This window comes from Hyphomicrobium sp. (genome assembly GCF_020852195.1).
Taxonomy (GTDB): domain Bacteria; phylum Pseudomonadota; class Alphaproteobacteria; order Rhizobiales; family Hyphomicrobiaceae; genus Hyphomicrobium_C.
Window position 1 is genome coordinate 1 of sequence record NZ_JADZBI010000088.1, and the last position, 25,411, is coordinate 25,411.

General features: G+C 64.4%; 24 protein-coding genes. 14 read left to right on the top strand and 10 right to left on the bottom strand.

Annotated features, from left to right (window positions below; translation table 11 throughout):
* The 4 genes from IT540_RS06915 to IT540_RS06930 form a co-directional block, all read left to right on the top strand.
* A partial coding sequence (locus tag IT540_RS06915) for a carboxyl transferase domain-containing protein (RefSeq protein ID WP_291174912.1) occupies positions 1 to 431 on the top strand: 431 nt, incomplete at its 5' end.
* Between the two features lie 112 nt (positions 432 to 543).
* On the top strand, positions 544 to 858 hold the full coding sequence (locus IT540_RS06920) for a hypothetical protein (protein WP_291174915.1): 315 nt from the start codon (positions 544 to 546) through the stop codon (positions 856 to 858).
* Between the two features lie 167 nt (positions 859 to 1,025).
* Positions 1,026 to 1,259 carry a hypothetical protein gene (locus IT540_RS06925; protein WP_291174917.1) on the top strand — a complete coding sequence of 78 codons (234 nt, stop codon included), beginning with the start codon at positions 1,026 to 1,028 and terminating at the stop codon, positions 1,257 to 1,259.
* Between the two features lie 227 nt (positions 1,260 to 1,486).
* Positions 1,487 to 2,338 (top strand): class I SAM-dependent methyltransferase, encoded by an 852-nt coding sequence (locus IT540_RS06930; protein ID WP_291174920.1) that lies wholly within the window; start codon positions 1,487 to 1,489, stop codon positions 2,336 to 2,338.
* A gap of 19 nt (positions 2,339 to 2,357) precedes the next feature.
* Here IT540_RS06930 and IT540_RS06935 read toward each other — a convergent pair whose 3' ends face one another.
* Entirely contained in the window at positions 2,358 to 4,355 is a 1,998-nt protein-coding gene (locus tag IT540_RS06935) for an acyltransferase family protein (RefSeq protein ID WP_291174923.1), read from the bottom strand.
* Between the two features lie 364 nt (positions 4,356 to 4,719).
* On the opposite strand from IT540_RS06935, the gene IT540_RS06940 reads away from it, so the two are divergent.
* The 3 genes from IT540_RS06940 (at position 4,720) to IT540_RS06950 (ending at position 6,388) form a co-directional block, all read left to right on the top strand.
* Positions 4,720 to 5,022: a hypothetical protein gene (locus IT540_RS06940; RefSeq protein ID WP_291174926.1), complete on the top strand. Its 303-nt coding sequence runs from the start codon at positions 4,720 to 4,722 to the stop codon at positions 5,020 to 5,022.
* A gap of 209 nt (positions 5,023 to 5,231) precedes the next feature.
* On the top strand, positions 5,232 to 5,783 hold the full coding sequence (locus IT540_RS06945) for a cytochrome b (protein WP_291174962.1): 552 nt from the start codon (positions 5,232 to 5,234) through the stop codon (positions 5,781 to 5,783).
* 26 nt (positions 5,784 to 5,809) lie between these two features.
* Positions 5,810 to 6,388, top strand: a complete 579-nt coding sequence (locus IT540_RS06950; RefSeq protein WP_291174966.1) for a YceI family protein — start codon at positions 5,810 to 5,812, stop codon at positions 6,386 to 6,388.
* A gap of 167 nt (positions 6,389 to 6,555) precedes the next feature.
* Here the strand turns inward: IT540_RS06950 and IT540_RS06955 are convergent, their stop codons facing one another.
* The 3 genes from IT540_RS06955 to IT540_RS06965 form a co-directional block, all read right to left on the bottom strand.
* Complete coding sequence (locus tag IT540_RS06955; RefSeq protein ID WP_291174969.1) at positions 6,556 to 8,277, bottom strand: iron ABC transporter permease; 1,722 nt, start codon at positions 8,275 to 8,277, stop codon at positions 6,556 to 6,558.
* A 215-nt stretch (positions 8,278 to 8,492) separates the two neighbouring features.
* Complete coding sequence (locus IT540_RS06960; protein WP_291174973.1) at positions 8,493 to 9,554, bottom strand: Fe(3+) ABC transporter substrate-binding protein; 1,062 nt, start codon at positions 9,552 to 9,554, stop codon at positions 8,493 to 8,495.
* A gap of 220 nt (positions 9,555 to 9,774) precedes the next feature.
* Entirely contained in the window at positions 9,775 to 11,091 is a 1,317-nt protein-coding gene (locus tag IT540_RS06965) for a HAMP domain-containing sensor histidine kinase (protein ID WP_291174976.1), read from the bottom strand.
* A gap of 511 nt (positions 11,092 to 11,602) precedes the next feature.
* Here IT540_RS06965 and IT540_RS06970 point away from each other — a divergent pair.
* Positions 11,603 to 12,832, top strand: coding sequence for a tyrosine-type recombinase/integrase (locus IT540_RS06970; RefSeq protein WP_291174979.1), 1,230 nt, complete (start codon positions 11,603 to 11,605; stop codon positions 12,830 to 12,832).
* 155 nt (positions 12,833 to 12,987) lie between these two features.
* Complete coding sequence (locus IT540_RS06975; RefSeq protein ID WP_291174983.1) at positions 12,988 to 13,323, top strand: hypothetical protein; 336 nt, start codon at positions 12,988 to 12,990, stop codon at positions 13,321 to 13,323.
* Here IT540_RS06975 and IT540_RS06980 read toward each other — a convergent pair whose 3' ends face one another.
* Positions 13,324 to 14,301, bottom strand: coding sequence for a site-specific integrase (locus IT540_RS06980; RefSeq protein ID WP_291174986.1), 978 nt, complete (start codon positions 14,299 to 14,301; stop codon positions 13,324 to 13,326). It abuts the gene before it with no gap.
* A gap of 673 nt (positions 14,302 to 14,974) precedes the next feature.
* On the opposite strand from IT540_RS06980, the gene IT540_RS06985 reads away from it, so the two are divergent.
* The 4 genes from IT540_RS06985 to IT540_RS07000 all read left to right on the top strand — a co-directional run bounded on the left by IT540_RS06985 (position 14,975) and on the right by IT540_RS07000 (position 18,978).
* Positions 14,975 to 15,934, top strand: a complete 960-nt coding sequence (locus IT540_RS06985; RefSeq protein WP_291174989.1) for a hypothetical protein — start codon at positions 14,975 to 14,977, stop codon at positions 15,932 to 15,934.
* A gap of 80 nt (positions 15,935 to 16,014) precedes the next feature.
* Positions 16,015 to 16,203, top strand: a complete 189-nt coding sequence (locus IT540_RS06990; RefSeq protein ID WP_291174992.1) for a hypothetical protein — start codon at positions 16,015 to 16,017, stop codon at positions 16,201 to 16,203.
* A gap of 364 nt (positions 16,204 to 16,567) precedes the next feature.
* On the top strand, positions 16,568 to 16,774 hold the full coding sequence (locus IT540_RS06995; protein ID WP_291174995.1) for a hypothetical protein: 207 nt from the start codon (positions 16,568 to 16,570) through the stop codon (positions 16,772 to 16,774).
* Complete coding sequence (locus IT540_RS07000; RefSeq protein WP_291174998.1) at positions 16,774 to 18,978, top strand: hypothetical protein; 2,205 nt, start codon at positions 16,774 to 16,776, stop codon at positions 18,976 to 18,978. The genes IT540_RS06995 and IT540_RS07000 overlap by 1 nt, the downstream gene beginning before the upstream one ends.
* Before the next feature lie 62 nt (positions 18,979 to 19,040).
* Here IT540_RS07000 and IT540_RS07005 read toward each other — a convergent pair whose 3' ends face one another.
* From IT540_RS07005 to IT540_RS07025, 5 genes are all read right to left on the bottom strand, one after another.
* Entirely contained in the window at positions 19,041 to 19,829 is a 789-nt protein-coding gene (locus tag IT540_RS07005) for a hypothetical protein (RefSeq protein WP_291175000.1), read from the bottom strand.
* Positions 19,830 to 19,961: 132 nt separating this feature from the next.
* On the bottom strand, positions 19,962 to 20,273 hold the full coding sequence (locus IT540_RS07010) for a hypothetical protein (RefSeq protein ID WP_291175002.1): 312 nt from the start codon (positions 20,271 to 20,273) through the stop codon (positions 19,962 to 19,964).
* Complete coding sequence (locus IT540_RS07015) at positions 20,270 to 20,485, bottom strand: hypothetical protein (RefSeq protein WP_291175005.1); 216 nt, start codon at positions 20,483 to 20,485, stop codon at positions 20,270 to 20,272. The genes IT540_RS07010 and IT540_RS07015 overlap by 4 nt, the downstream gene beginning before the upstream one ends.
* Positions 20,475 to 20,939, bottom strand: a complete 465-nt coding sequence (locus IT540_RS07020) for a hypothetical protein (protein WP_291175008.1) — start codon at positions 20,937 to 20,939, stop codon at positions 20,475 to 20,477. Before IT540_RS07020 ends, IT540_RS07015 begins: the two co-directional genes overlap by 11 nt.
* Positions 20,936 to 21,109 carry a hypothetical protein gene (locus tag IT540_RS07025; RefSeq protein WP_291175010.1) on the bottom strand — a complete coding sequence of 58 codons (174 nt, stop codon included), beginning with the start codon at positions 21,107 to 21,109 and terminating at the stop codon, positions 20,936 to 20,938. The genes IT540_RS07020 and IT540_RS07025 overlap by 4 nt, the downstream gene beginning before the upstream one ends.
* 334 nt (positions 21,110 to 21,443) lie before the next feature.
* Here IT540_RS07025 and IT540_RS07030 point away from each other — a divergent pair, with 334 nt between their 5' ends.
* Positions 21,444 to 25,358, top strand: a complete 3,915-nt coding sequence (locus IT540_RS07030; protein ID WP_291175012.1) for a hypothetical protein — start codon at positions 21,444 to 21,446, stop codon at positions 25,356 to 25,358.
* The last annotated feature ends 53 nt before the right edge of the window (positions 25,359 to 25,411 follow it).

Genomic DNA, 25,411 nt, shown 5'->3' on the forward strand with positions numbered 1-25,411 from the left:
CGGCGCAGGAGTACGGCGGCCTGATCAAGCACGGCGCCAAGCTGCTTTTCGCCTTCGCCGAGGCGACCGTGCCCAAAGTCACGCTGATCACGCGCAAGGCTTACGGCGGCGCCTACGACGTCATGAGCTCGAAGCACATCCGCGGCGACGTGAACTACGCTTGGCCGTCGGCCGAGATCGCCGTCATGGGCGCCAAGGGCGCGGCCGAGATCCTCTACCGCGCCGACCTCGGCGACCCCGAGAAGATCAAGCTCCGCATCGACGAGTACCAGAAGCGCTTCGCCAATCCGTTCGTGGCTGCCGAGCGCGGCTACATCGACGAGGTGATCCTGCCGCACGGCACCCGCCGGCGCATCTGCCGTGCACTGAACATGCTGCGCAACAAAACCCTCGAGAACCCCTGGAAGAAGCACGACAACATCCCGCTGTGATGGGGGCTGGCGCTTGTGGTTTTTTATCGTCCTCGGCATGAGGTCGAGGGCGATACGCTGAGTTTGGGAAGGCACGACAGCTTCCTGCTGTCGGGAACGATGGGGGGACACCATGAAGGGCTTGGCATCGCGCGCGGCCGCATTGGCCGCAGGACTTGTCGTGGCAGGAGGCGCGGCCGTTGCCCAGCTCGCGCCGGCTGCGTTGGAGGCGGCGGAAGCGAACTTCAAGCAAGCGAACGTGAGCGCCAGCGGTGCACTGACGGCGCAGGAGTTCAAGGCCTTTATCGACCTCAACGCCGCTGCCGGCATCGGCAAGGCGTCGAAGATCAAGTCCTTCAACGCCTACGACAAGGCCTTCGCCGGGGTCGATGCCGATAAGGATGGCGTCGTGACGTGGGACGAGTACGTGCGCGCCCAGGGCAACTGAGCGGGCGCGATCTGCCGGCCAACGGAAGCGCGGTACAGCGCACGAGGCGCAGCGGCGTCCTTGTGCTCTCTCGCGCACAAACTTCGCCTCAAGGCAGCCAAATCTGCCTGCTACGAAAGACGCGTGCGGACTGTCGAAGGAAGCGGGGCTGTCGAAGGGTGGGGGCCTTGAAGCTGCATCAGTTCGAAATGCACGGCGTCGGCCGTGCAATGCTGGTTCATATTGTGCTGGGTGACAACGAGACGGACGTGAACGCGTCGCGTCAATGGCTCGAGGCAACCGTCGAGGTCCCGATCAAAGGCTCGATGGACGAGGAGGGCCTTCGTACCGCGGCCATGACCTTCCTCCGCGATACGCTGAATGCGGAGATCGCCGCGTTGAGGTGCGGCCAGCTGGGCTAGCCTCTTTCCGGATTGGATCGAAAAGCAGCCACCCCATCCGGAAGCCATCGCAGATCGATCGCTTCCGGGTAAGGGCGCGCGTGCGTGCTCCTCCGGTGCGCAGTCCGCGGGCGTCCCCCTCCGGTTGCTTGCCTAGGAACCTGCAGGTCGATAAGTTTTCCTTGTTCAGGAGCAACGGGGCCGCGCGCCGCCGAAGGGCGACGTGTGTCCAAGCAAGGGACCTTACATTGACGTCCGACATCAGGTCGCACGCGCGACCTACGTGCGAGGTGTGCCTGCAGTCCGGTGCCACCGTCGTACATAAGTACACACGCAGCCGCTGGCCTGTCGTGGCGTGTAACGCATGCGGCTTCGTCTATCTCGGCGAGGTGCCGGCGTACGAGGACCTTTCGGTGAACCTCGCCTGGGAGAAGCAGCACGCCGAGGAGAAGGCACGGCGCAAAAGGACCAACAGGCACGCGCGCCTGGACGCGCTGACGCGCTTTCGGCTGAAGCTCGGCAAGCTCGTGGATCGCGCGCGTCACGCGCGCAGCGTACCCGATATGGGCCGCGTGCTCGAGATCGGCTGCGGAGGATCGACGCGCATTCCGGAGGGGCCAACGCCCTACGGCATTGAGATCAGCGAGGGCTTGAGCCGCAAGGCACGCCCGATCTTCGAGGCGCGCGGCGGCGCCGTCTATCACGAGCCCGCCACCACCGGCATCGAGCGGTTTCCCGAAGACTTCTTCGACAGCATCATCATGCGCAGCTACCTCGAGCACGAGGCCCAGCCGCGTCTCATCCTGGAGCGGGCATTCAAGCGCCTGAAGCCGGGCGGAACGATCCTGCTGCGCTCCCCCAACTACAACTCAGCGAACCGCTACATCATGGGCTCGACCTGGTGTGGCTTCCGCTTCCCCGATCACGTCAACTATTTCACGCCGCGCTCGCTGTGCACCCTGGCGGAGAGCATCGGCTACGAGTTCCGCTGGAAGAACTGGATGTCGCTCTTCGACGACAATCTGATCGTCGAGCTGAGACGGCCGGAGAGGGAGCGGGCACAAGCAAGGCCCGGTTTGGTCGCGGCAGTCGTTCCTTGAGGCGCTGCGCGCCCTTGGCTCACTTCGCATCAAGCTCCGGCAGCGACGCATAGCGCGCGAGGTAGGCCGAGCCGAGCGCATTGAGGTGGCCCCTGTCGCGGTAGAGCAGCACGTCGTCCTTGAACGCGCTGCAGAGGACGTCGCTGCAGAGCAGCGCACGCATGTCGAGGAACGACACGCCGTCGTCGGCGCGGTCGATGTCCTCTATGGCGGCTTGATAGGGACCGATGTCGCGGTCGACCTCTTCGCGCGGGACCGTGCAGTCGACCTCTTCCGTGTCCTTGCGCGCCGCCTGCGCCAGGCATCGGAGTGAGAACGTCTGGAAGTGCGGCACCTGGCCGATGATCAGCACCTTGATGCCGCGCTTGCGGAAGATGGCGACCGTTGCCGCGGTGAACTCGCCGAACGTGCGCGCGTCACGGGCCGCCGACAGATCCGCGACCCGGTTGGCGACCGGCGTCTCATCGGTCCAGGACCACGAGAGGATGGCGATCTTGAGCCCCGGGTTCTGGTCGAGAAACTCCACGATCGTTTCCTGGTAGCGCGCGCACGTCTCCTCCTGGCTGGTGGGACGGTGGTACCCGACGCCGATCAATGGCGGGCAGGTGCTTTGCGTCACCTGCCGCCCGGAAAGCCCTGCCTTGCCGGCGAGCTCGGCGATCATCGGCACGAAGTGATCGGCGTTCGAGTCGCCGAACACGGCGATGTCGTAGGATGCGCGCTCGGCTAGCGGGGCGCCGAACGTGCAGTGGGGGGTATGTCGGAACGCCAGATCGTGGCCGTCGCAGGAGCGGCGCAAGGGATTTCCTTGCGAGGCGGCGCGGTACACCTCGTAGGCGCGAACATCCAGCCGCTGCGGCAGGCCGCGCCCGAGAATGCCCACGGCGGCCAGCACGGCGAATGCAGTCCCCGCCGCCGCCGTACGCTTGAAGAGCGCGGCCGGCGGAAGCGTGTAGAGTCCCATACGCCGCGTTAGCGCCTGCTCGACCAGGAGCCAGGAGAGCGCCGCGAGTATCAGACTGACGGCGACGAGTGCTGCGGCTTCGGGCGCATCCGGGCCGCGCCCCAGCCAGTAGGCCGCGAGCGCGAGCGCCGGCCAATGGTAGAGGTAGATCGAGTAGCTCATCTTGCCGGTAAGCACGACGGGCTTGAGCGAGAGAAGCCGCGAGACCGGCGTCGGGCCAAACAGGCCGGCGGCGATCAGGAGCACGCTGCCCACGATGGCCGGCACCGCCGCCAGGCCCGGAAAGGATATGCCGGCATGAAGTGCGGCGGCCGACCCCGTGACGAGCACGAGCCCGGCGAAATCCAGCACCGCCCGTTTCGATACGGTAGGCGCCTTGATGAAGGGAAGGGCGAGCGCGAGCGCACAGCCGGCAATGAGTTCGAAGGCGCGCGAGAGCGGTAGGTAGAACGCGAGGTTTGCATCGCTGCGCGCACTGAGCTCCGAATGGACAAGGGAGAGCACCGCCAGCGCCAGTGCCGCCGCGACGATCCGCGGGCGTGTCACGAGCTTGCGGACCATGAGCAGGAGCAGCAGCGGCCAGGTGAGATAGAACTGGTCCACGACGGCGAGCGACCACATGTGGAGCAGCGGTGCCTCGGCGGACGGCGCGTCGAAATATCCGGAGTTGAGGTAGAAGTAGATATTGGCCGTCATCGTCCAGACGGCGATCAGGCTCTCGCTGTAGGTAGAGAGAGCGTCCGGCATGAGCACGAGGACCGACACCGCCGTGACAAGAAGGCAGCAGACGGCGGCAGCCGGCACCAGCCGCCGTGCTCTGCGGCCGAGGAAGCCGGCATAGGAAAAGTTCCCCTGCTCCATGTCGGCTGCGATCTGGCGCGTGATGATGAAGCCCGAGATGACGAAGAACACATCGACGCCGACGAAGCCGCCCGGCAGCACTGAAGGCCAGGCATGAAAGACGACGACGAGCGCGACAGCAAGCGCGCGCAGGCCGTCGACGTGCGGCAGGTAGGGCAGGGATGCGGACTCGACAGGGGATGCGCGGGACAATTGAGGCGCCTGAGTTGAAGACCTGAGCGTGACCTTCGGTTGATCGCGAACAACCTCGCTCGACACCTAGGGTGCTAACTTGATCCAAATGCGTCGCGACCCGCACGTGCGCGACGAGGTGAAGTCAGGAACCCCGGATGCCGGAACGGCGTTGGCATGTGACAATTGCGCTGGAATTTACATTTTCGGCGACAACACGATCAAGAAGGGACTGCTGCGATGCGGCATTGCAGCGCGAAATAGTTCGCGCACTGACAGCATCATGATCGCCTAACTACAAGCGAATTAAAGTGATCTGATGCGGCTCCGAAATCGTAGTATACCGTTCATCAGCCGGGACCAACCTATGAAAGGAAACACAGCCATGCGAAGCCTTATCGCCATGGCCATGCTCGGAGCAGGCGCTATCATCTTTGCTGCCACTGCACCCGCTCCCGCTCAGGCCATGACCGCCGCGGGCGCCGGAATAGCCAAATCGGCTACCGCTGGGGAAAGCGCAGTCCAGGAAGTTCGGAGGCGTTGGAAGCGGCATCGGCATTATCATCGCCATCGCTGGCACCGGCGCCACTATTACCGGCCGTACTATTACGGCGGCTACTATCCGTACTATTACCGCCCCTACCGCTACTATCGTCGTCCGCGCGTCGGCATCTACTTCTCGTTCTAGACGCGAAGACGTCGCTCCACTCACGTGCATGGCCGCGGGCAACACGCCCGCGGCTTTTTTGTTTGCTTAGGTAGTAGGCTTTTTGAGCCCATCTCCGACAGGAGCGCGCCGTCGGCACGCTGACAGGCTTGCGCGGCGATCTTGAAACGCTGCGCCCGCACCATACCTACGTGCGAACGCCGGCTTGAGCTCGAGGGGGAGCCGCACGCATGCTGATCCGCGACACGTCCGCCGGCTACGGCCTCGTGAGCCGTCTGTTTCATTGGCTGATGGCGCTCGCCATCTTCGCCATGTTCGGCCTCGGACTCTGGATGGTGGGCCTCAGCTACTACAGCCCTTACTATCACTCGGCGCCGAGCCTTCACAAAAGCGTCGGTATCCTGCTTCTCATCGCTCTCGCGCTCCGCTTCGGCTGGCGCCTCGCCAACGTGAGGCCGAGCGACGACGACCTCAAGCCGTTCGAGCGCACGGCCTCGCGCATCGTGCACTGGGGGTTCTACCCTCTGCTCCTTGCACTGATGGTGAGCGGCTATCTGATCTCGACGGCAGACGGCCGTCCGATCGAGGTGTTCGGGCTCTTCAGCGTCCCCTCGCCCGGCGAGAACAAGGGCCTGGAGGACACCGCCGGCGCCGTTCACACAATTCTTGCGTACCTAGTGATCCTGATCGCAGCCGTTCATGCGGCCGCGGCCGTGAAGCACCACGTCATCGACCGCGGGCGCTCGCTTTCGCGCATGTGGTCCGGACCTCCCACGAGTTGAGTTCATCCATCGCAAAGGACTGTCCCATGAAGCTTCGTCTTGCTCCCCTCGCTCTTGTGGCCGCTCTCGCCTTGCCTGCCGCCGCTCCCGCGGCCGACTACACGATCGACAGCAAGGGCGCCCATGCCTCGATCAATTTCCGCATCCAGCATCTCGGCTTTAGCTGGCTGACTGGGCGCTTCGATCGCTTCACCGGCAGCTACAGCTACGACGAGAAGGCCCCGGAGGCTTCCAAGGTCAGCGTCGAGATCGAGACGGCGAGCGTGAACTCGAACCACGCCGAGCGCGACAAGCACCTGCGTGATCCCGACTTCCTCGACGTTGCGAAGTTCCCCAAGGCGACCTTCGTCAGCAAGAAGGTCGAGCCCGCCGGCAACGGCAAGGCGAAGATCACGGGCGACCTGACCCTGCGCGGCGTCACCAAGGAGGTCACCATCGACGCCGAGTACGTGGGCGGCGGCGCGGATCCCTGGGGCGGCGACCGCACCGGCTTCCACGGCACGACGAAACTTGCGCTCGCCGACTTCGGCATCAACTTCGATCTCGGTCCGGCCTCCAAGGAGGTCGAGCTGACGCTGAACGTGGAAGGCGTCGAGAACAAGTAGGCTGCGCGGCGACGTGCGGCCCCTGGGTCCCGGCTCTCGCGGCTTGCGCCGCTCGGCCGGGATGACAGGAGCGCCGCGCCCTCAACGTGTCATCCCGGAAAGGCGAAGGCGCGAGCCGAAGCCTTATCCGGGATCCAGGGGGGCCACACGGCAACCCTGCGCCTGCCCTACGCCCCGCTGTCGCCCGCGCGCCCGGCGATCGCGCGGTGCAGCACCACCAGCGGCACCAGCCCCGCGAGCACGATGGAAAGCGCACCGAGCGCGCCGCTTTCGATCTGCTCGAGAGCCGCGAACGCGTAGACGTGCGTTGCCAGCGTCTCGAAGTTGAACGGGCGCAAAAGCAGCGTCGCCGGAAGCTCCTTCAGCGCATCGACGAACACGAGCAGCCCCGCCACGCCGAGCGCCGGCGCCAGCAGCGGCAGATGGATGCGCCAGAGCGCCGACGCGGCCGTCTCGCCGAGCGCGCGCGCCGCCGCGTCGAGGTTGGGCGAGATACGCTCAAGCCCGGCCTCGATGCCGCCGCGCGCAACGGCAAGGAAGCGGATCACGTAGGCATAGACGAGCGCCGCCACCGATCCGGAGAGGATGAGGCCGGTCGATACGCCGAGGAGGTCGCGCGCCAGCGCATCGACGCTGTTATCAAGAGCGGCGAGCGGTATCAGCACGCCGAGCGCCAGCACCGCGCCCGGCAGCGCATAGCCGAACCCCGACATCTGCGCGGCAAAGCGTGTGAAGCCGGTCTTGGCCACGCGCGGCGCGTAGCTGAGCAGCAGGCCGAGCGCGACCGCGACCAGGGCGGCAAGCGTGGCGAGGAAGAGGCTGTTCCAGGCCGCGCGCAGGAATCCGCCCTCGATGGCCACCGAGATGTGTCTCACGGCAAAGCGCGCGAGCAGCAGGAACGGCACCATGAAGCCAACGATGAACGGCAGCGAGCAGAGGAAGGCTGCTCCATAGCCGCGCCAGCCTTCGATGTCCTGGAACGGAATGGCGCGGTAGCGTCCCGTCGTGTGGTGGATCTTCGCACCGCCGCGCGCGATGCGTTCGGCCGCAAGCAAGAGCACGATGAGCACGAGCATGACGGTCGCGAGCTGCGCCGCCCCGCCGAGGTTCGAGCGCTGCAGCCACGTCGCATAGATGCTGGCCGAGAGCGTCTCCACGCCGAGATGCTGCACGGCGCCGAGGTCGTTCAGCGTCTCCATGGCAACGAGCGCGGCGCCGGCGGCGAGCGCCGGCCGCGCAAGCGGCAGCGCCACGGCCCAGAACGTTCCCATGGAAGTCCGTCCCAGCGTGCGCGCGACCTCGAGCGCGCACACCGACTGCTGCACGAACGTCGCCCGTGCGGCGAGATAGACATAGGGGTAGACCACCGCCGACATAACGAGCGTCGCCCCGCCGAGCGAGCGGATGTCCGGAAACCAGTAGTCCGCCACCGTCCATCCGAACAGCGAGCGCAACCCGGTCTGCACCGGGCCGGCGTAGTCGAACAACTCGCCGTAGCAATAGGCGGCGATGTAGGTCGGGATCGCGAGCGGCAGCACGAGCAGCCGGTCGAGCACGGCGCGTCCCGGAAACCTGTACATGGTGACGAGCCACGCGGTGCCCGTGCCGACGACCAGCGTGACGAGGCCGGTGCCGAGCACGAGCAACAGGGTATTCTGCAAGGCAATCGGCAGCACGGAGCTGACCAGATGCGGCCAGTCGTTCGCATTCGCGGTGGCGGCGAGATAGAGAACGGCCGCGATCGGCAGCGCAATGACGGCGAGCACGAGTGCGGCCGTGAAACTCCAGCCCGGGGCGTGGGAGCTGGCCCGCCAAGCCGAGAAAGCGCGTCTCAGGCTTTCGAGGGCGCCGCGCTGGGGATCGGCTGAGGTCGGGGGCGTAAGGCTCATCGCCGGGACCATGGCGGCGCCGGCAACGCGGCGTCAAGATCTTCCTGATTTCGGAAGTTGGGTTAACCGGATTGGGGATGCGCCCATTTGCGGGATGAGCAACGAGCGTATCACCCGTCCCCAGGACTTTCGTCCTTGCACGCCACGAGAGCGCAGCCGGATCAGAAGGGCGCGAGTGAGCGGCGGAGCGTCATCTGCTCCGCCGCTCGCAGATATCAGGAGCTAGGCCCGGCGTCGAAGCGGACCTTGTCGACCAGCTCGGACGCCTTCTTGCGCAGCTTGGCAATCTCGGACAGCGGGATCGGGTCGGCCTTGAGCTCGCCCCAGCTCTTGACGAGGTCGGACGTCTTGGCGCCGGCGATCACCGGGTACTCGCCGTTCCGCTCCGCATAGATCTCCTGCGCCTCGGGCGAGGCAAGGTACTCGACGAGCTTCACGGCGTTGTCCTTGTTCGGTGCATGCGCGATGAGCGAGGCGCCGGAGACGTTGACGTGGGTGCCGCGGTCCGCCGCGTTCGGGAAGATGATGCGCACCGACTCGGCCCACACCTTCTGCTCCGGGTTCTTGAGCATCGCCGCCATGTAGTAAGTGTTGGAGATGGCGAGGTCGCAGAGACCGGCGTGGATATCGCGCACGCCCTCGCGGTCGCCACCGGCCGGCTTGCGGGCCAGGTTGTCGCGCAGTCCCTTGAGCCAGGCTTCCGCCTTCTCCTCGCCGTCATGGGCAATGATCGAAGCGATGAGCGCGATGTTGTAGGTATGCTGGCCGGAGCGGACGCAGATCTTGCCCTTCCATTTCGGGTCGGCAAGCTCCTCGTAGGTGATCTGGTCCTGCTGCACGCGCTCCTTCGAAGCGTAAACCACGCGCGCGCGCCGCGTAAGCGCCACCCAGTGTCCCTCGGGATCGCGTAGCGCGGCGTCGACGGACTCCTCGATGACCTTGGACGTCAGCGGCTGCGTGATGCCGGCTTCCTTGGCGCGGATAAGCAGGCCGGAATCCGGCGTGAGCAGGATGTCCGCCGGGCTGTTGCGGCCCTCGGCTGCGATGCGCTCGATGAGGCCGTCCCGGGAATAGATGACGTTGACTTTGATTCCCGTCTCTTTCTCGAAGGTCTTGAAGATCGGGTCAGTGAGGCCCGGCTCGCGATAGGAGTAGACGTTCACCTCCCCTGCGGCGCGCGCCTCCAGGCTCGGGGCGGCAAGCAGGGCCAGTGCAGCAAGCATCGGCGACGCCAGCGCAAGCGCCGTGCCGCGAAGGGTGGATCGAGAGACACTCATGGGTCGTTCTCCAATAATCGGGGGTCAAGGTCCCGCTATCGGCTGGCCATCGCGTGTGCAACGGGGGTTTCTCGCGATCGAGCCTGCAAGACGCGCCGTCCATAGAGCAGCACGCGATAACTACGTCAAGAAAGTCAACAATTGTCGGCGGCGTCTGACGCACTTCCACAATTCTGCAATATTGGCTGCCCGCTATCCCGTGGCGGAGGGGGGCAGCCGTTCAGACCGGGACCACCCGATCCTTTGCGAAGAAGATCGACGCCGATGTGCCCTTGCCGGGTGTGCTCTCGATGACGAGTTCCGCTCCGTTGGCCGCGGCGAGGGCCTGCACCAGAGGAAGGCCAAGGCCCAGGCCCAGCCCGTCCGCTGCGCCGCGTGCCCCCGGCCGTGGGCACTGGTCTGGCGCGCGCAGCCGCTCGAGCTCGCGATGCGGGAGACCGGGCCCGGTATCCGAGACGGCGATCACGAGCGGCCCCTCCCCGTTGTAATGCGCGCCGACTGTCACGTGCCCTCCGTGCTGCGTGAACTTGAGCGCGTTGGTCACGAGGTTGAACACCATCTGCCGGAGGCTGGTCGCGTCTGCGATGACATGCGGCAGGCGGGGGGTGAGGTCGAGCGTGAGCGCGATGCCGGCCGCTTCGGCCAGCGGGCCGAGCTGGGAGACCAGCGCCTGCAGCACGTCTCCGACATCGATCTCGGCAAAGGCGAGGTCGCGCGCAGCGTCCGTCTCCACGCGGCTATCGGCGAGCATGCGGTCGATGAGCCGCAGCACGTGCTGCGCGCTGCCGTAAATGTCGCTCGCGTAGCCGACGTAGCGCGCGCCCCCGAGCGGCCCGAAGCGCTCGTCCTTCATGATCTCCGCCGCGGCGGCGATGGCGGCAACCGGCGTCTTGAGCTCGTGGGCGAGGCTGGCGCTGACGGACACCGGCAAGAAAGGCTCGGCGTGGGCCGGATTCGTTGCGCGGGTCGGCCCGGCCCCCTCGGACGGAGCGGCAGAACCGGAGGCGCCTGCGTCGTCGGGCGGCTGCGCCCTTTTGCCCACGCTGGTTCGCCGTTCGGGCTGGGCGCCTGTCATTTGGCCCTCGCGGATGCGCCGCGCGATCTCCTTGAGCTTGGCGTCATCGCCGGTGAAGGGCGCAGGTGGCCCCGCAGTACGAGGCACCGTCGCCCCGGATGCGTCCGACAGCGCGGTGACGACGGCAAGGCTGTGGGGCGCCGCGCCGAGAATCTCGACGCGGCAGCGGAGGGAGACGGCACCGTCCCGGCCCCAGAGCACCAGGCGCTCCGCTGCGGCGCTGTCCCGGCCAGGCGCCGCGGCGAGGCTGCGCAACCGGGCCAACGCCGGCATGCTCGCATCGAGCAACGGCGGCGCACCGTCGTCCTCGAGGCCGAGCAGCACGCTTCCGGCCGCACTGGCAGCGAGGATGCGCCCGCCAGCGATGTCGATCATCCACGCGGCGCGACCGCCGGCCTCAAGCTGGGAGAGTGCCAGCGCGGGCAGGTCTTCGGCAAACGCCTTGATGTGCGCCCGTTTCATGGGCGGAGCTTAGAGCATGATCGCTCCGGCCCAAACTCCGTTGCAGGACCAGCCCTTAACCCGATGAGGAAAAGTGTGAATTTGCCCGCCGGCTGCGCCCTGGCGACGGGCGAGCCTGCCGTGCGGTATCGAGTGCGGAAGGAGCGTCCGTCGGCCTGGCTGGAGCCTAGCAATGAGGGTTGCAGCCGAGGGGCGGCGCTTCTATAAGCTGCATCTCCTCGGCGGCGAGGCGATCCGGTTTTGCGTCACCGGCGTCGGCGCGCGAGTGAGCTCACGAATAAGCCGCCTTAGCTCAGTTGGTTAGAGCGCTAGATTGTGGATCACGCTCCACAGAAAACATTGATGTTTTCGGCTTCGCTCAGTGTCGCGCCAGGACGGGTTAATAAGCAAGGAATTTCATGTTGTTGTAGCCGTCAATTCACGTCAGCGCGCGACATGATCAGGCGTGACGCGACGTAACCAGCAGTGACAGGGCAGTGACGGGGAATTGCCTAGCTGCTATGTCGAGCACATGCAGAAGCTCGCTGACAATGACCGCGCGATACGCGGCTGCCGACCGAAATGGGGCCAGACGCGCACTCGTTGGACGATAGACGGCCGCAAGGGCCTCTATGTAGATGTCAGCGTGAAGCCGAACGCGCCGACCGACGAGACGCAACGCGAGCGCGATGACTTCCGCCGCGTCTATTATTGGCGCGATCAGCGCAAGGGCGGCGGTTTTGTCCGCCTTGACGACGTAGAGCGTCTTTCGCTCGCCCAGGCGTGGAAGTCGGCAACCGACCGCGCTGCGAATGTAACGCTGCGCGGCCGCCGCGCGGGCCGCGTCACCTTCGGCAGCCTATTTGACGACTGGCTGAAGCGCCACGCAAAGCCAAACAAAAAGAGCTGGGAAGCCGACGATGCGCTTTACAAGCGGCACATCAAAAAGCACCTGGGGAATGCAGTCGTCAGTGAGCTTAAGCGCGGTGACTATGTTGATGTTCTCGACAAGATTGCCCGAGTGGCGAGCGGCATCCAGGCCAACAGGTCACAGGCGCTCATAACCGCGGTGCTCAATTGGGCCGTGGCTGAGGACAAGATTGACGATCACCCCGCGCGCGGCATCAGGAAGCGCGCCAAAGAGAAGTCGCGCGACCGCGTGTTGTCGGCCGACGAGATCAAGAAATGGTGGGTTGCTTTGGACGAGCAGGCGACGCCACGGATGGCGCGTCTGTTGCGACTTCTCTTGCTGACGGGCGTGCGTCTCTCCGAGGCATGCGGGATGGCGCGCGCTGAGATACAGGGTGATCTTTGGGAGATCCCCGGCGAGCGCACCAAGAGCGGCTTGCCGCATGTCGTGCCGCTCGCGCAAACCGCGGCCGAGATCGTTGCCGCGGCCATCGCCGAAGCAGGCGAGTCCGCGTTCGTATTTCCCGCATTCGATCGCCACCGCATGATGGAACAGGCGGTCACGCGCCACGCCCCTGATCGTGCGTATGCGCGCATCGCGGTCAAACTCGAATTCGTTGACACGGACGGAAAGCCGAACACCGGCATTCATGACTTGCGGCGCACGATGGCGACCAATCTGGGGCGGCTCGGCATCTCAACCGAGATGATCGACCGCGTGCAAGGCCGTGGCGCGCGCGGGAGCAAGGTAAGCGGCATCTATAACCGCCACGAATACCTTGCCGAGCGTCGCGACGCGTTAGAGTGCTGGGAGCGCGAGGTGCGGCGGATTGTGGGGCAGAAGCCGACGTAGCTCATGCTTGTAGCGCGCGGCGCTGCCGCGCGCTACAAGCAGCGGCCACAGACGCGATGCGACGTGCTGAATTCCGCGGATAAGTGCACACAGTTGTTTGATCAGCCAGCAGAGCGCGCGTAGCCTTGCATCTTAGGCAAGGATTGGCGGGCAGCATGCTCAGTTCCAGTGACTTCGATAGAGTGCAGGGGCACTTCGCGAGCCAAGCACAGGTGCTCAAGCGCTATCAGTGGGGATCAATCGCGGTCGCCGTCGTAGCGCTGGCGTTTCTCGCCTACGAACCCTCAACGTTGGCCATGGTCGCGTTTGTGGTCGGGTTCGTCTACTGGCGGGACACACGTAATCGGCAGCAGGCGCTGGAACGCGCCGTGCTCGAGGCGCCCATTCTCATGCAACTCGCAGACAAGGTGGATCGTATTGCAGGCCAATCCGAACCGCGCGCCAATCCCATTAAAGAGTATCTGGCGAGCCGTCAGAGCGGCGGCGGTTGATCAGCCCCGCCCCCGTTTCCCCGCCAACAGCGCAGCCGGATTCACCTTGAACAGCTCGGCTTCCTTCACGTATTCCCGCACCATGTTCACTGATGCGTGCCCCGACTGGCGCGCCAGCGCCAGCACGTCGAGTCCGTTGTTGGCAGCGTCAACGAGGAAGCCGCGGCGCAGCGCGTGGCCAGAGAAATCATCGCCCAAACGCGCTTTCACAATCGCGTTGATTGAGTGGCCGCTGATGCGACCGCCAACCTTGCCGTGGCGGTTGATCTGCCGGAACAACGCGCCCTCGGCAATGCCGGCCGCCTGCATCCATGCCTGTACGGCTTCAACCGCGCAGGGTTCGCAACCGTAGGGCACGGCGTAACTCTCCTCGCCGCCTTCCTGATTTGTCTTTGACACGTTCAGGCGGATCACAAGCCCCTCTTTAACGAACTCGACATGGCCCGCGGCGCCGTCAGTGAGTGCCGACGTTACGTCTAGGCCGGCAAGCTCGCTGCGCCGACGCGCTGCCCAGAAGCCCAACAGGATGATTGCCCGGTCGCGCAGCCCGCGCAGATCATCCCCGAACTCGGGGAGCGTGGCGTCCAGCACTTCGCGCGTCGCGGCCTTGGCCTTCCTGGGCTTGCGCTTGTTGAGCCGACGCACGCCGTCCATGACGCCCTCATAGAGCGACGTGTCGAAGCCGACGCCGGCGTGCCGGTGCGCATGAACAATGGCCGCGAGATGTGTGTTGATCGTGCTGGGGGCAAGCCCCCTGCGCTTCAGGCTCGCGAGGTACGCTTTGACGTGCTGCGGCTCGGCTGGCATGGGCCGCGCGCCGCGCGGCGCGCACCATTCCATGAAGGCCGCGAAGCACCGTCCGTATAACCTGCGTGTTGAGTCCGCTCGGGCACCCCGTAGCAACTCGCGCACCTCCTCAACCTCATGCTCTGCAAGCAGGTTGTAAGGGCCGTCATTCTGCAGTGCCAGCGTGTTCATTCTCAATCCCCCGATGCTTCTGGATTACGAAGACTTCAATTTGCGTAAGTCAGAATCAGGGGTGTTGTCGAGTGGAATTTCTGTTGCTGCTGCGCCCCAAAACCAACGAAGCGCCGACACGGTTTCCCGTATCAGCGCCTCTGAGTCACACGGGTGATGCAGCGCCCTGCCGGCTCGATAACGGAGTCAGGTGACAACTGTTCCGCGCAACCCCCGCTGCAGAATCCGAAACCCCCACTCGCCTGTGGCCAGCTGTACGAAGTACCGCCAGCCACCAGCACGCAGCAGCGCGCGCCCACACGGTGCACGTCGTCGGCGCCGGCAGCAGCTGGCGCAGCATACGGCGCACGGGGCGGCCGGGGGCGTCGCGCGAAGGGACCCGGCGCGGCCGGGGTGCCGGCGGACCCGCCCCCGGGCTTGAGCCCAAGGGAACCCATCTCGATGGAACTGCACGGGTACCAGATACCAGCGCGCTCACGCATAGGGCGCAGACTCGGGAGGGGTGGCGGGTTCTTGCCGACGAAATGCGAGTGGGAGACGCGGGCGCAGAAAATTTTCTGGGAAATTTTACTGGGTCGCTTGTAGGCGCAGTGGACAAGTCTCGGAAACCGTTGCGACACGCAGCTGGCGCGCACTACCCATTGTGATGAGTTCAAGCAGGGTGTGACCCCCAATGGCGAACCCGGCGCATAGAGACTTCCGCATAGCCACAGCAAACGAGTTCGCTAGGCTAGAACAGCGGTACAACTCGACCTTGTTCCAGCTTTTCAGTATTGACCAAGAGCTTGTCGATCAAATCGGCGAGTTGTGTGGCGCGCTCACTGTGGGGCATCCGCCATTCCCGATCGCCCTGCATATAGTTGAGTTGAGGGGCTTCAAAGCTCCAAAGGTTGAGATAGTTCGTAGTCCCTCCAGGCCGGTGACACTCACCGCCAAGTTAGGCGAGCTATCGCTTCCTGATGGAAAGTACCTTTCTATCTGCGCTCCGGTCGTTCACACCAATACCGGCACGCAGGAAAAGGAAGCCCGCGAGGCGATTGCCCGCTCACTGGGGTTGTTTGTTGCCTCACTCGGGCGAGGCTTCCTCATTGGTAGAGCGGCAGAGTTCGTCGTTGCCGCCGGAGATGAGCTTCGGCAATCGTTCATCAGCGACGCGATCCGCGCGCCTCAGGCGTGGGACTTCGCGCGATGGGGGCACTCAACTGACTTATCAGACCTTGCGAAGGCCATTGAACTGTCCGACGCCGATTTGCGGAGTCGGATTGCTTACGGTGCATCGATCTTTGGTCGCGCGGCGCTCGAGCATGACGATACCTTTAGATTCACGCTTTATTGGTTGGCTTTGGAGGTCATCGCCGATGGTGGAGAAAAGGAAGTCACAGGCCACCTCGCGAACGCCTACAACATCGATTTGAAGGCCGTTCGCGATGGTTTGGAATTGCGGCATTGCATACGGATGCGAGCGGATCTTTTTCACAAGGGCCAGCCGCCGCAACTAACGCCGCGTACAGAACGCCTTTTGCAGGGGTTCTTTTTGGATCTTCTCCGCTACGAGCTCGGTTTGCCCTGTAACAGGCTTGTTGAGCAGTTGATTGCATCGGAGGCCCGCACGGCAAGTGCGGGGATGCCGTAAACATCTGCCCGCCTCCTCACCGAAAACCGCACACCGCTCCTGTACAATGATGCCCACAGCATCAGCCGCAGGAGCACCTGTTGTCCGACAAGGTCAGAACGAACCACCTCCGCCGCCTTGCCCACCGCGCCGGGCTGCGGATCTCCACGCTGAACACGCCCGCCGGCCGCATCTTCGCCGTGATCGACGGCAGCCGCATTGTCGTGACCTGCGTCGGTTTTGAGGCCGTGTCGCAGCAGCTGGCTGCCCGGCAGCAGGCTGCTGCATGAGAACTCAAAGGGAGGAGTAGAAGATGGACCCCTACGGACCGCCAATGCCGAACGCGTTGAACCTCATCGGAAAGCTGACCCTGGATCAGAAAGACCGCTAGCAGAGCCAGCGCAGAATGGCACTCGCAGGCGCGCTCATGAATCAAAATATGTCTCAAGGCGCGGGGGCGTTCGAAGGGCTCATGTCAGGGGCCAGCAAGGGGCTCGGCACGTCGATGTTTCTGAGCGAGTTGGGCAATGCCCGAAAGGGCTCGGGCGCGTCGAGAAACGACTCCAGTTGGGGCAGAGGCTTCGGTGAATCCGCATTCGGCCCTGACAGGATCGGGATCCGTGACGGCATCCGAGGCTTGCTCGGGTTGTCCAAATGATGACGCCTGAAGAAACGGACGCCCTCATCGTCGAGTGCAGCGAGGCCGAGCTGGGCGTGCACATGTTCGTCGGCAAACTGAAACAGCTGAATGCAGCCGGCATGGATCTCGGAGTGACTCCCGAAATTCTCGAAACCGTGCTGCTGATGATCAATCACTTCTATGGGCGCCTCGTCGTGCCGCCCGAGGGAGCGCCCAATTGATGGCCGAGAAGACCAAGAAGCCGGCTGGCATGTTCGACGACTTGATCGCCGAAGCCGAAGCCGCGCGGCCGAACCGCTTCACGAAATACGCACCCGAGGTCACGACGACGGGTAGCAATCGGTTTGCGAAGTATGCGCAGCAGCCGCAAGGTGGCAATTTCTTCGATCAATTCGACGAGCCGCGGAAGCCGAATTTCTTCGACCAGTTCGACGAGGACGATAGGGCTGCTGCTGCAGCACAGGGTGCGCAAGCACCGGGTGCTGCCGAAAGCGTGCCTGAGCGCGGCTTAATCGAAGGCATCGTGAGCGACGTGCGGAACATGCTCGGTTACGAGCAGACGCCGCAAGAGAAAGCGCAGCGCGCAAAGGCGCACGCGAAGTTCGAAGAGGATCGCGGCGGGGGCGGCTGGAAGGATACGCTGTTCTCGAAAGACGGCGCTCGCCTCGTTGCACAAGGAGCCAGCCTTGGGTTAGCGGATGAAGCAGAAGCCGCGATCCGATCGCTCGGCAGTGAGACTTACGATCAGGCGCTCGAGTCCATCCGCAACGACCTCGCCGCGGCGCGCAACAAGCCCGGCAGCCTGTTGCTCGAAATGGGAGCGGGTGCGCTCGTGCCGGGCGGCGCCGCTGTGCAGAGCTTGCGCACTGCGCCAAGCATTTGGCGCGCGGCGAAATACGGCGCAGGGCTCGGCGGCGCTGCCGGTTTCGCTGGCAGCGAAGGCGCGTCCAATCCCGACGCCACGATGGCCGATCACCTTGCCGAGCGACTCCCCAATGCCGCTTTCAGCGCTGCGCTCGGCGGCACCGCGGGCGCCGTTGTTCCGGCTGTCGGCGCAGCTGGTCGCGCGGCGACAGGCATCGCCGCGGCGCGGTTGGGCATCGGCAGCGAGAAGTTCGCGCGGGAAGCTTTGGCCGACGCGTTACGTGCCGAAGCCCGCGCCAGCGGGCGCAGCACAGACGCTGTATTGCAGGAGCTTGAGGACACGGGGCTGCCGCTTGCGCTGGCGGGCAATCAGTCCGTGAATCAGCTCGCGCACCGGGCGGCCGAAGCGTCGCCGGTTGCTCGGCGTCAGCTCATTGACACCATTGCGGACGCGGAAGGCGGCGCAGGTCGTCGTGTCGAGCGCGCCATTGATGACGCCATGGCCGGCGAACGGGCCGGCGATGTCGCATTCGCCATTCAAGATGCCCGTCGGCTCGGCGCGAGCCGTGGTTATGACGCACTCTATGGGCGCAACGCCGTGTCGGACATGAGCGCTGCTATCGACCCCACACGTCCGACCATGCAGGCGGCGATCAATCGGGCGAACCGCTGGATCCGCGACGAGAACGGACTCGAGATCAATGACGTGTCCGCGATGACCGGCAAGCAAACCGACTACCTGGTTCGCGCTCTCGACGATGCGGTGGACAGAGCATTTCGTTCGGGCTCTGGTCAGCACGGCGCCCGGCTTGCCGAGCAACGCGACAACTTCCTGCGTTCGGCATATCAAGCCCGCCCGGAGTATCGAGACGTGCGTGCCGCCTATGCCGCCGACAGCGATAGCCTACGCGCCATCGAAGCAGGACGCGGCGTGAAGCTGAAAGACAGCGCGGGCACCGAAGAATTCACGGCGCAGCTTGCCGACATGGCCCCCCGTGATCGGCAGTACGCACGTCTCGGCGTGCTGCAGAACCTCCGGGATGACGTGCGCAATACTGCGACTGCGCCGAACGCCATCAGGAACGTGGCAGAGTCGCCCGCTCGTGCGCGCAACCTCGCGGATATCCTTTCACCGTTGGCCGACGAGACTGCGCCCGTGCTGGGCAATCGGCAGCGTGCTGCACTCGAGTCTCTGCCCGGCGTGATCGACAGGGAAGCCAGGGGCGTGCGCGGGGCACAAGCACTGAGACAGAACTTCCCCGACCACACTGGCGGGCTCAGGGCCGCGCTCGCCGGCGTCGATCCGTCGAGCGTGGCGACGCAGCCGAAAGCGTCGCTCACCCGCATCGCTGCACGCTACGCGTTGGACCCCATGAACCCCAAGCGCGCTGCACTTGTCTCTCAGCTTCTGCGTGACGATTGGCACCGCTCGATACCGCAGATCCGACGGCAGCTGGCACAGCGCGGTGTTGATGTTGGTGCGCTCACGACGCGGTGGAACGCTGCGCTGGCTGCGGCGGGTGCCAGCGGGCACGGGTATCGGCCGGCGCCGGTGCAGTAGGCTCTTGCATCGGAGCGGACATGGCGTCGGTAGTGTTGCTACCGACGCCTTTCGATGCGCCGCTATGCTGCTGCATCGGCGTTGGCCGCCTCAAGTTCGTCCAGAACGCGATTGCCGAGATCAACGACCGTGTTGAAGTCCGCTAGAAGCTGCGCGTGAAAACCAACACGGCCAGCTTCCTCGACAAACGAATGCTGCATCCAGGCTCGGAAGTGCATCAACTCATCGCGCTGTGCCTTGAGCTGAGTCGCAAGATCCAAATCGCCATGGAGCAAGGCCTGCATTTCGTCCTGCTCGAGTTGCTTGTATTTATCGGCATCGGCTGCGAATACGACATACGGCGGAATGTAGAGAGGGATTCTGTGAGCCAAGGCGTCGCGGAAATCTTTCAGATACTCGTTGAACCAAGGATCAAACGTGGCTAGGTGAGCACGGAATTCAGCACTAAAGCTGTTCCGAACTGCGTTGTTCCCAGGCTTCAAACCGACCCATTGGTCAGGGAGCGGCGCGCCGCTGGCTTGCGTAATGTTCCGTTCGCATACCCAAACCCAAGCGAGGTTGTCGCATGCCCCGTACGCATGCACGACGGACGCCTGCACGTTGACTTCGGCGTTGTGGCGTACTTCGTCGTCGGGTGGTTCGGCCTGCCCCGGCGGCAGTTCGCCAAAGACATTGTGTACGCACGTCGCTATCGACCTAAGGCGCCGAACAAAGCCGTGGTGGGCCATCTCTCGGGCGCGAGCATTCCGGAACGGCCACGCGAGGAATCTTTCGGTCAGCAGTGCGGTGGCTTCTGGCACCTTGGCTTGTTCTTCAGCAAGCTCTGCGAGCGCCGCGGCGGTATACGTCATTGGCAGGCCCTCTTACGACTGTGCGCTGGGCGCAGTTCCTGCTGAGTCTTTGCCCCCATCAAGGTGTTCAGCGGCTATATCGACAGGATTGTCGCCACGTCTCGACGGCCTTAATGCCTGCCCCCCTTGCGCCTAGTCGCCCCGCCGACACTCCGCCTCCTCACAATACGCCTGCAGACACCATCGCAGCATCTCCCCCGTCGTGATGCCGTACTCCCGCGCCAGCCTTTCGAGCGCCATGTGCTCGCTGCGCGTCAGCGACGTGCTCACCTCATGCTGCGGCTCGGACACGGGCGGCTTCGGCTCGCGTCTCCGCTTCACGGGCTTGGCAGCAGCCAGCGTTAGCGCCGAAGGCGCGTCCGCCAACTGCTGCACATTGCGCGCCTGAGCACGGGCGAGATTCCGCGCGAGCATTTCGTCAACGAGCGCATCGAGGTCGGTCAACGGCGGTAGATGCCCATGCGGTCGTGACGGTCGCGGGCGTCGGCGAACAACTCGATTGCCTGCGCCAGTCGCTGGCGTAGCGTGCGTTGCTGCCAGAACGGCGCGTTATCGAAACGGCGTAGCAGCTCGGCCTCGGCGGCTTCGTTGCGCCCCAAAAGGGCGTACAGGACCACCACGTGATCGGGATCGATGTCTGTTGGTTCACGGGCCATGGGATGCCGCCGCGTCAGCAGCGTTCGCGCTGCGCGGTCTGCGCTTTGCGGCGCGTCGCGAGGGGCGGTAACGCCCTTCGGAAAGTTCACCTCCAGGCGCAGTCAGAACGGCAAGCGCATGGTGCGTGTGTGCCTGCGACGCCAGTCCCTCCGCCTGATCCAACCAGTGCGGCAACGTGATTGCGTCAGGCGTCTCTGCGATGTTGAATTCCAGATGAAAGAGGCGTCTGTAGTCAGAGACGGTAACCTTGAGCCCATTGGCAATGGGAATGAAGCAGACGACATGCTCCTCGTAGAACACCGGATGTACGAAGCCGCGTTTGAGGCGCCGGAGTGCATTCGCAAACCAGCGGTCCTCGCTCGGAGCCATCGGCGATAGGTGGAGCGGATCGGTTACGAGCGAGTAGATGCCGATGTAGGCGGTTAGCGGCATCGTGTTTGCGGATGCGTTCACTGCGCGGCCTCCCTGGCCAGCACGGCGAGCACCACGTCGCGCACGAAAACCGACACAGGTTTTCCGTGCGCACGAGCCTGACGGCCGAGCGCAGCAGCATCCGCGCGGCGCAGCCATGTTCTTACGGGCGCAGAAAGCGCCAGCTTTTCAGGTTTCTTCGGTGGAGCCATTTACGGCCTCCATCTGTTTCAGATGGGTCCATGATAACAGGTCCGCTATTCCATTCTGGCGGACCGCAAAAAGGAAAGGCGGGCTCTTGGAGGAGCCCGCCCATTTGTCTTGACCAACCAGCGAGAGACTTTCGGGAGCGCAGTGCAGGTTATTAACCGGCAAGGTCGTGTCGCTCTCCGAATGCCCGCACAGTATATCAAATCGTCGCATTAACACCAAGACAAAACAGCGCATTACGCGGACCGCATAACAGACTGTGGTAACATTGGGCACGAATCGAATGCGGGCTGTCGTGGCTCGTCGGTTCGCAGGACTGACCGATGCGAGTAGTCAATGCCAATGGATTCTGTTTCTGCGCCCATTGATGGGCGTAATGCTGCTGCGTTTGCGGTTAATAACGCCGCACTGCCAAGCGATCTGATAAATCTGCATTTGCAGCACCCGCCGGCGGCGGTCCCCCAAACGCACACCAATCGCGGGGTAACAATCGCCACCCCGCACGACCATTCACTGTGTGTGCGAGGCCCCTCCTATGAAGTGCAGAAGACCTTTCGCCTTGCGAATCCGACGCATCACCCGGTGCATCCGCGCGGGACGTGGGACGACGCCTGCGATCCCACTGCTGGCAAGTGGGAAGAACTTTCCCGCATCTCATTCGGCGCGCACGCCTCCCATGAAGTCTGGCTCGATGAGCTGCGCGATTGGGCTGAATTGCTCGATGGCTTGGCCGCGCAGCCCGACGCCGGACTCATTCTTGGCCGCTTGAAACACGACGCGCGCAGGGATGCATCCCGCGGTCGCTGGCTCGTGTCCGATCGTCAGGGCCGATATGACGACGTGCCGTCGCGTTGGCTGCTGGTCGATCTCGACCATATGCCCGGCGAACCCGAAGCCGCGTCCGGCGTGCTGCCGGACTACATCTCGGATACGATGCCGGAGCTTTCGGCGTGCGCCTACGTCGCAGCGTTTACAAGTTCTGCCGGCATCAAAGGGGCACGTGTCCGACTCGTGTTCGAGCTTGCGGCACCGCGCACGCTGGCTGCAATGCGCAGCTTTGCGCAGATGGTCAACACGCGTGCCGGCGTCGAGATCATCGACTCGAGCCTCTACACGCCGGGCCATCTGGTCATCACGACGGCACCGCGTCTGTTCGCCAGCGTCGCGCAGGGCAACATCGTCACCGCGCAGCAGTTGCCGCGCCCAGTGCGCGATGCCGCATGGTTCGTGGCAGGTGACTTGGCCAGCATTCCCGACGCGGCAGTAACATTTGTTACTGGCGACGCAGCCTATGTGCCAAAGGGCCAACGCAGCGAGTCTATGACCAAGGCTGCAGCTGCCGAGCTGCTGCAGGCGCTCGGGCCGGGCAGCTACAGCGTCAACGTGCACCGTTGGCTTTGCCATGTGGCCTGGACAGCGCCCGCGCATCGCGGCGACGCTGCATTCAACGAAGCGGTTTCGATCATCCAAGACCGAATCCGTGAGACGAGCGAACCGGCGCGGCTCGGTGAGCGACTTCGCATCCATGGCAACGAGTGCTCACTGCGTCGCGCTTGGGATTCTGCTCTTGAACGCAAAGCGCAGCAGCTGACCAAGCGCGTGATTATCGGCGCGGCACCTGCGCCCGTCGTCGCGTCTTCTCCCGTCAGCTTGTCCGCGCTCGGCGTCAACACCGCGCACGCAATCGACTTGAGCGCAGCCCATGCGGTTAGCACTGCGCAAGCTGTGCCGCCGCCAACGATCGACAACGTGCGCGCGCAACTCAAAGCCGATTTCAAAGCCGAGGCAACTGCGATCACCCGCGGCGCCAAGCGACATGTGCTGTTCAAACACGCACCGGGAGCCGGCAAGACCACGGCGCTGCTGGAAGTGCTGAACGCAGGGCACATCAGCAGCAATCTGACACGCATCGCTGTGCCCACGCACGCGCTGGCGGAACAGCTTGTCGCTGACATCAAAGCGCACGCGCGTGGCATCGGCGATCAGGGCGGCGGCATGCATTACGACACCGATCTCGTCGCATCGGTGCGGCACCATAAGGGGCGCGGGCAGCCGGGCATGTGCCCCGATCCCGTGTCGAAACCCAAGGCGGATCTGGCCGAGAGCTTCGGCGTGCCCGTGAAAAGACATGTGTGCTCGGGCTGCGCGACCGAAAAGGCCGGCAATTGCCCCTGGCTCGCCCAAGCTGACGACGACGGCAACGGCGTGATTGTCGAAGCGCACCATGCGGCCAATTCGCCTGTCGAGCGCCGTGCGGATCTCGTCATCAACGACGAGGGCACCATCGGGGCCGCGATTCAAACGGGCGGCGATAGCGTGCCGATTGCCGATCTCGCCAACACGGCGACCATCTACGCGGTGCGTGAGGGTTACGCGCTCGGCGCTCGCCTAGGCCGCGCCACGCTCGATCTCAGCACCTATCGCACTGAGCTGCGGCTTGCCGTCGGGGCAAGCATCCCGAAAAAGGAGGGCGAGGCGGGCAAACTGCTGACCTGCGCCATTCCGTCGCTCGTTGCCGATGTGACCTTCGAAGCGCGACGCGGTATGCGCACGGAGACGCGCACCGGCACCGGGGCGGCGCATGCCATTGAGCTCGAAGCGCGGTTGCAAGCGACGCTGTTCGCTCGCATCGCCAACGATAAGACGCCCGACGCAAATCGGAAGGACGCTGTTGCCTCTTTGCGAACATCGCAAGCAGCAACGCTGCTCTACCAAGCAATCGACGCGTCGGCGCGGCGCAGTTACGTGTTCGGCGTGGCCGCATATTTCCAGGGCAGCGGCAAATCGCGCGTTAACCGGGTGAAGTGCGTGCGGCGCGCACCTCGGCCGGCAGCCGAGTCGTCAATCTCATTTGACGGCACGGCCGACGTGGACGTGTGGCGTGCTCTTGTTGCCACCACGGGCGCGCCCTTCGAGCAACAGGTTTACGACGCTACACCGATCATCCCCGCGGGCGCCGTGACTGTGCACCATTACGCAGACAAGGCCGGCGCGCTCGCATCGCTGCTGTCGCCGCCAAAGCCGACCACCGCAGAGGCCGCCGCCAACGAGCTGCGCACGCAGTTGCTTGAGCTGTCATCGCGGCCGTGGGCGGTCGCTGCTTACGGCGATCTCCCCACGCGGCTCGCGGACGCAGAAACGCTCGTTGCTGCCGGCCGCGCCGAGAGTGACCGCAAACGACGAAACGCGGACACGACTCTCAAGATGTTGTGGCGTTTCGTGTTAACCGAAGCCGTGTCCCATATTTCGCGCGCCGTGCCCGTCGCCGGGGAACAGGTGTCCACCCTGCTGATAGCGCAAAAGGCCGTCATCGAGCGTCTACGGGGCATGGGGCTGCCTTCTACGGTGGTCGCCGTGCACTTCGGCGCGCTTCGCGGGTTGAACGACTTCAAAGACGTGCCGTGCTGCATCGTGATCGGTCGCCCACGCCCATCCGACATCGACTTGGAGTTGATGACCGAGGCGCTGCATTCGCATAATCCCGCCGTCACCGAGATCGCGCGGCGGGTATCTGGCTGGACTGAGGAACACCCCGACGCACGGGTTGCGGCTGTGCAGCGGGTAACCGCTGCTGCCGAGGTGAAGCAAGCCGTGGCGCGTATGCGGCCCTACGATCGCACTGTCGCTAACTCTTGCACGGTGCATGTGTTCGGTGCGTATGACTGCGGGCTGCCCCCGGAGCTGGTGCAGCTGCGTGCGTGGTCAGACGCCGACCGGTCGCCGGTCGAGGTGGCGCTGGCATACGGCGCGGTGTTCTCGGATGCGCGTCTTAATCAGCAATCTTACGGAGGGCTGTTCCCGAAGGCGGATGCGTCCGGGCGTGGCCTCGTTGGTCTTGAGCAACGTCGCAAGTTCACCCTGCTTGTGAGGAACATGCGGCGACAGTTTGAGGTCGAAAAGAAACTCGGTGCTTATCCCTATAAAGAAAGAAGGGATGGGGTTAATGAATTTCCTATTAGGCGTAAGCACCGAGTTTCGGACGCCCTATCTTTCGCTGCCGACGGCGCAGATTCCGTACCCGGCCGGACGCACAAACTGGTGCGGTTGCGCACCGATGCGACGCGCGGCCCGGCGACGCTGGCGCTCGTCAACGCGGACTGGACGCAAGCACGCGCAGAGCAGCTGCTGCGCTGCCCGATAACCCATTGGCACGAGATGGGCGCCGACGAGGTGCTCGCGATCGGTGGGCGCCGACGGCCGCGCCTTGCAGTACGTGAGTACTGCCGACACATGAGCGCGGTGCCTGGGTAGATCGGGAGGGGAATTACGCGGGGGGCGACATGGGGATAATCTGGGCGGCATCG

Excerpts from the sequence above, each read along its gene's own strand:
- IT540_RS07015 (WP_291175005.1), bottom strand. The coding sequence starts at position 20,485 with ATGGCCCGTGAACCAACAGACATCGATCCCGATCACGTGGTGGTCCTG.
- IT540_RS06920 (WP_291174915.1), top strand. The coding sequence starts at position 544 with ATGAAGGGCTTGGCATCGCGCGCGGCCGCATTGGCCGCAGGACTTGTC.
- IT540_RS06975 (WP_291174983.1), top strand. The coding sequence starts at position 12,988 with ATGCTCAGTTCCAGTGACTTCGATAGAGTGCAGGGGCACTTCGCGAGC.
- IT540_RS06965 (WP_291174976.1), bottom strand. The coding sequence starts at position 11,091 with ATGAAACGGGCGCACATCAAGGCGTTTGCCGAAGACCTGCCCGCGCTG.
- IT540_RS07030 (WP_291175012.1), top strand. The coding sequence starts at position 21,444 with ATGCCAATGGATTCTGTTTCTGCGCCCATTGATGGGCGTAATGCTGCT.
- IT540_RS07000 (WP_291174998.1), top strand. The coding sequence starts at position 16,774 with ATGGCCGAGAAGACCAAGAAGCCGGCTGGCATGTTCGACGACTTGATC.
- IT540_RS06960 (WP_291174973.1), bottom strand. The coding sequence starts at position 9,554 with ATGAGTGTCTCTCGATCCACCCTTCGCGGCACGGCGCTTGCGCTGGCG.
- IT540_RS06970 (WP_291174979.1), top strand. The coding sequence starts at position 11,603 with ATGCAGAAGCTCGCTGACAATGACCGCGCGATACGCGGCTGCCGACCG.
- IT540_RS06955 (WP_291174969.1), bottom strand. The coding sequence starts at position 8,277 with ATGAGCCTTACGCCCCCGACCTCAGCCGATCCCCAGCGCGGCGCCCTC.
- IT540_RS06995 (WP_291174995.1), top strand. The coding sequence starts at position 16,568 with ATGATGACGCCTGAAGAAACGGACGCCCTCATCGTCGAGTGCAGCGAG.
- IT540_RS07005 (WP_291175000.1), bottom strand. The coding sequence starts at position 19,829 with ATGACGTATACCGCCGCGGCGCTCGCAGAGCTTGCTGAAGAACAAGCC.
- IT540_RS06980 (WP_291174986.1), bottom strand. The coding sequence starts at position 14,301 with ATGAACACGCTGGCACTGCAGAATGACGGCCCTTACAACCTGCTTGCA.
- IT540_RS06950 (WP_291174966.1), top strand. The coding sequence starts at position 5,810 with ATGAAGCTTCGTCTTGCTCCCCTCGCTCTTGTGGCCGCTCTCGCCTTG.
- IT540_RS07025 (WP_291175010.1), bottom strand. The coding sequence starts at position 21,109 with ATGGCTCCACCGAAGAAACCTGAAAAGCTGGCGCTTTCTGCGCCCGTA.
- IT540_RS06985 (WP_291174989.1), top strand. The coding sequence starts at position 14,975 with ATGGCGAACCCGGCGCATAGAGACTTCCGCATAGCCACAGCAAACGAG.
- IT540_RS06940 (WP_291174926.1), top strand. The coding sequence starts at position 4,720 with ATGCGAAGCCTTATCGCCATGGCCATGCTCGGAGCAGGCGCTATCATC.
- IT540_RS06945 (WP_291174962.1), top strand. The coding sequence starts at position 5,232 with ATGCTGATCCGCGACACGTCCGCCGGCTACGGCCTCGTGAGCCGTCTG.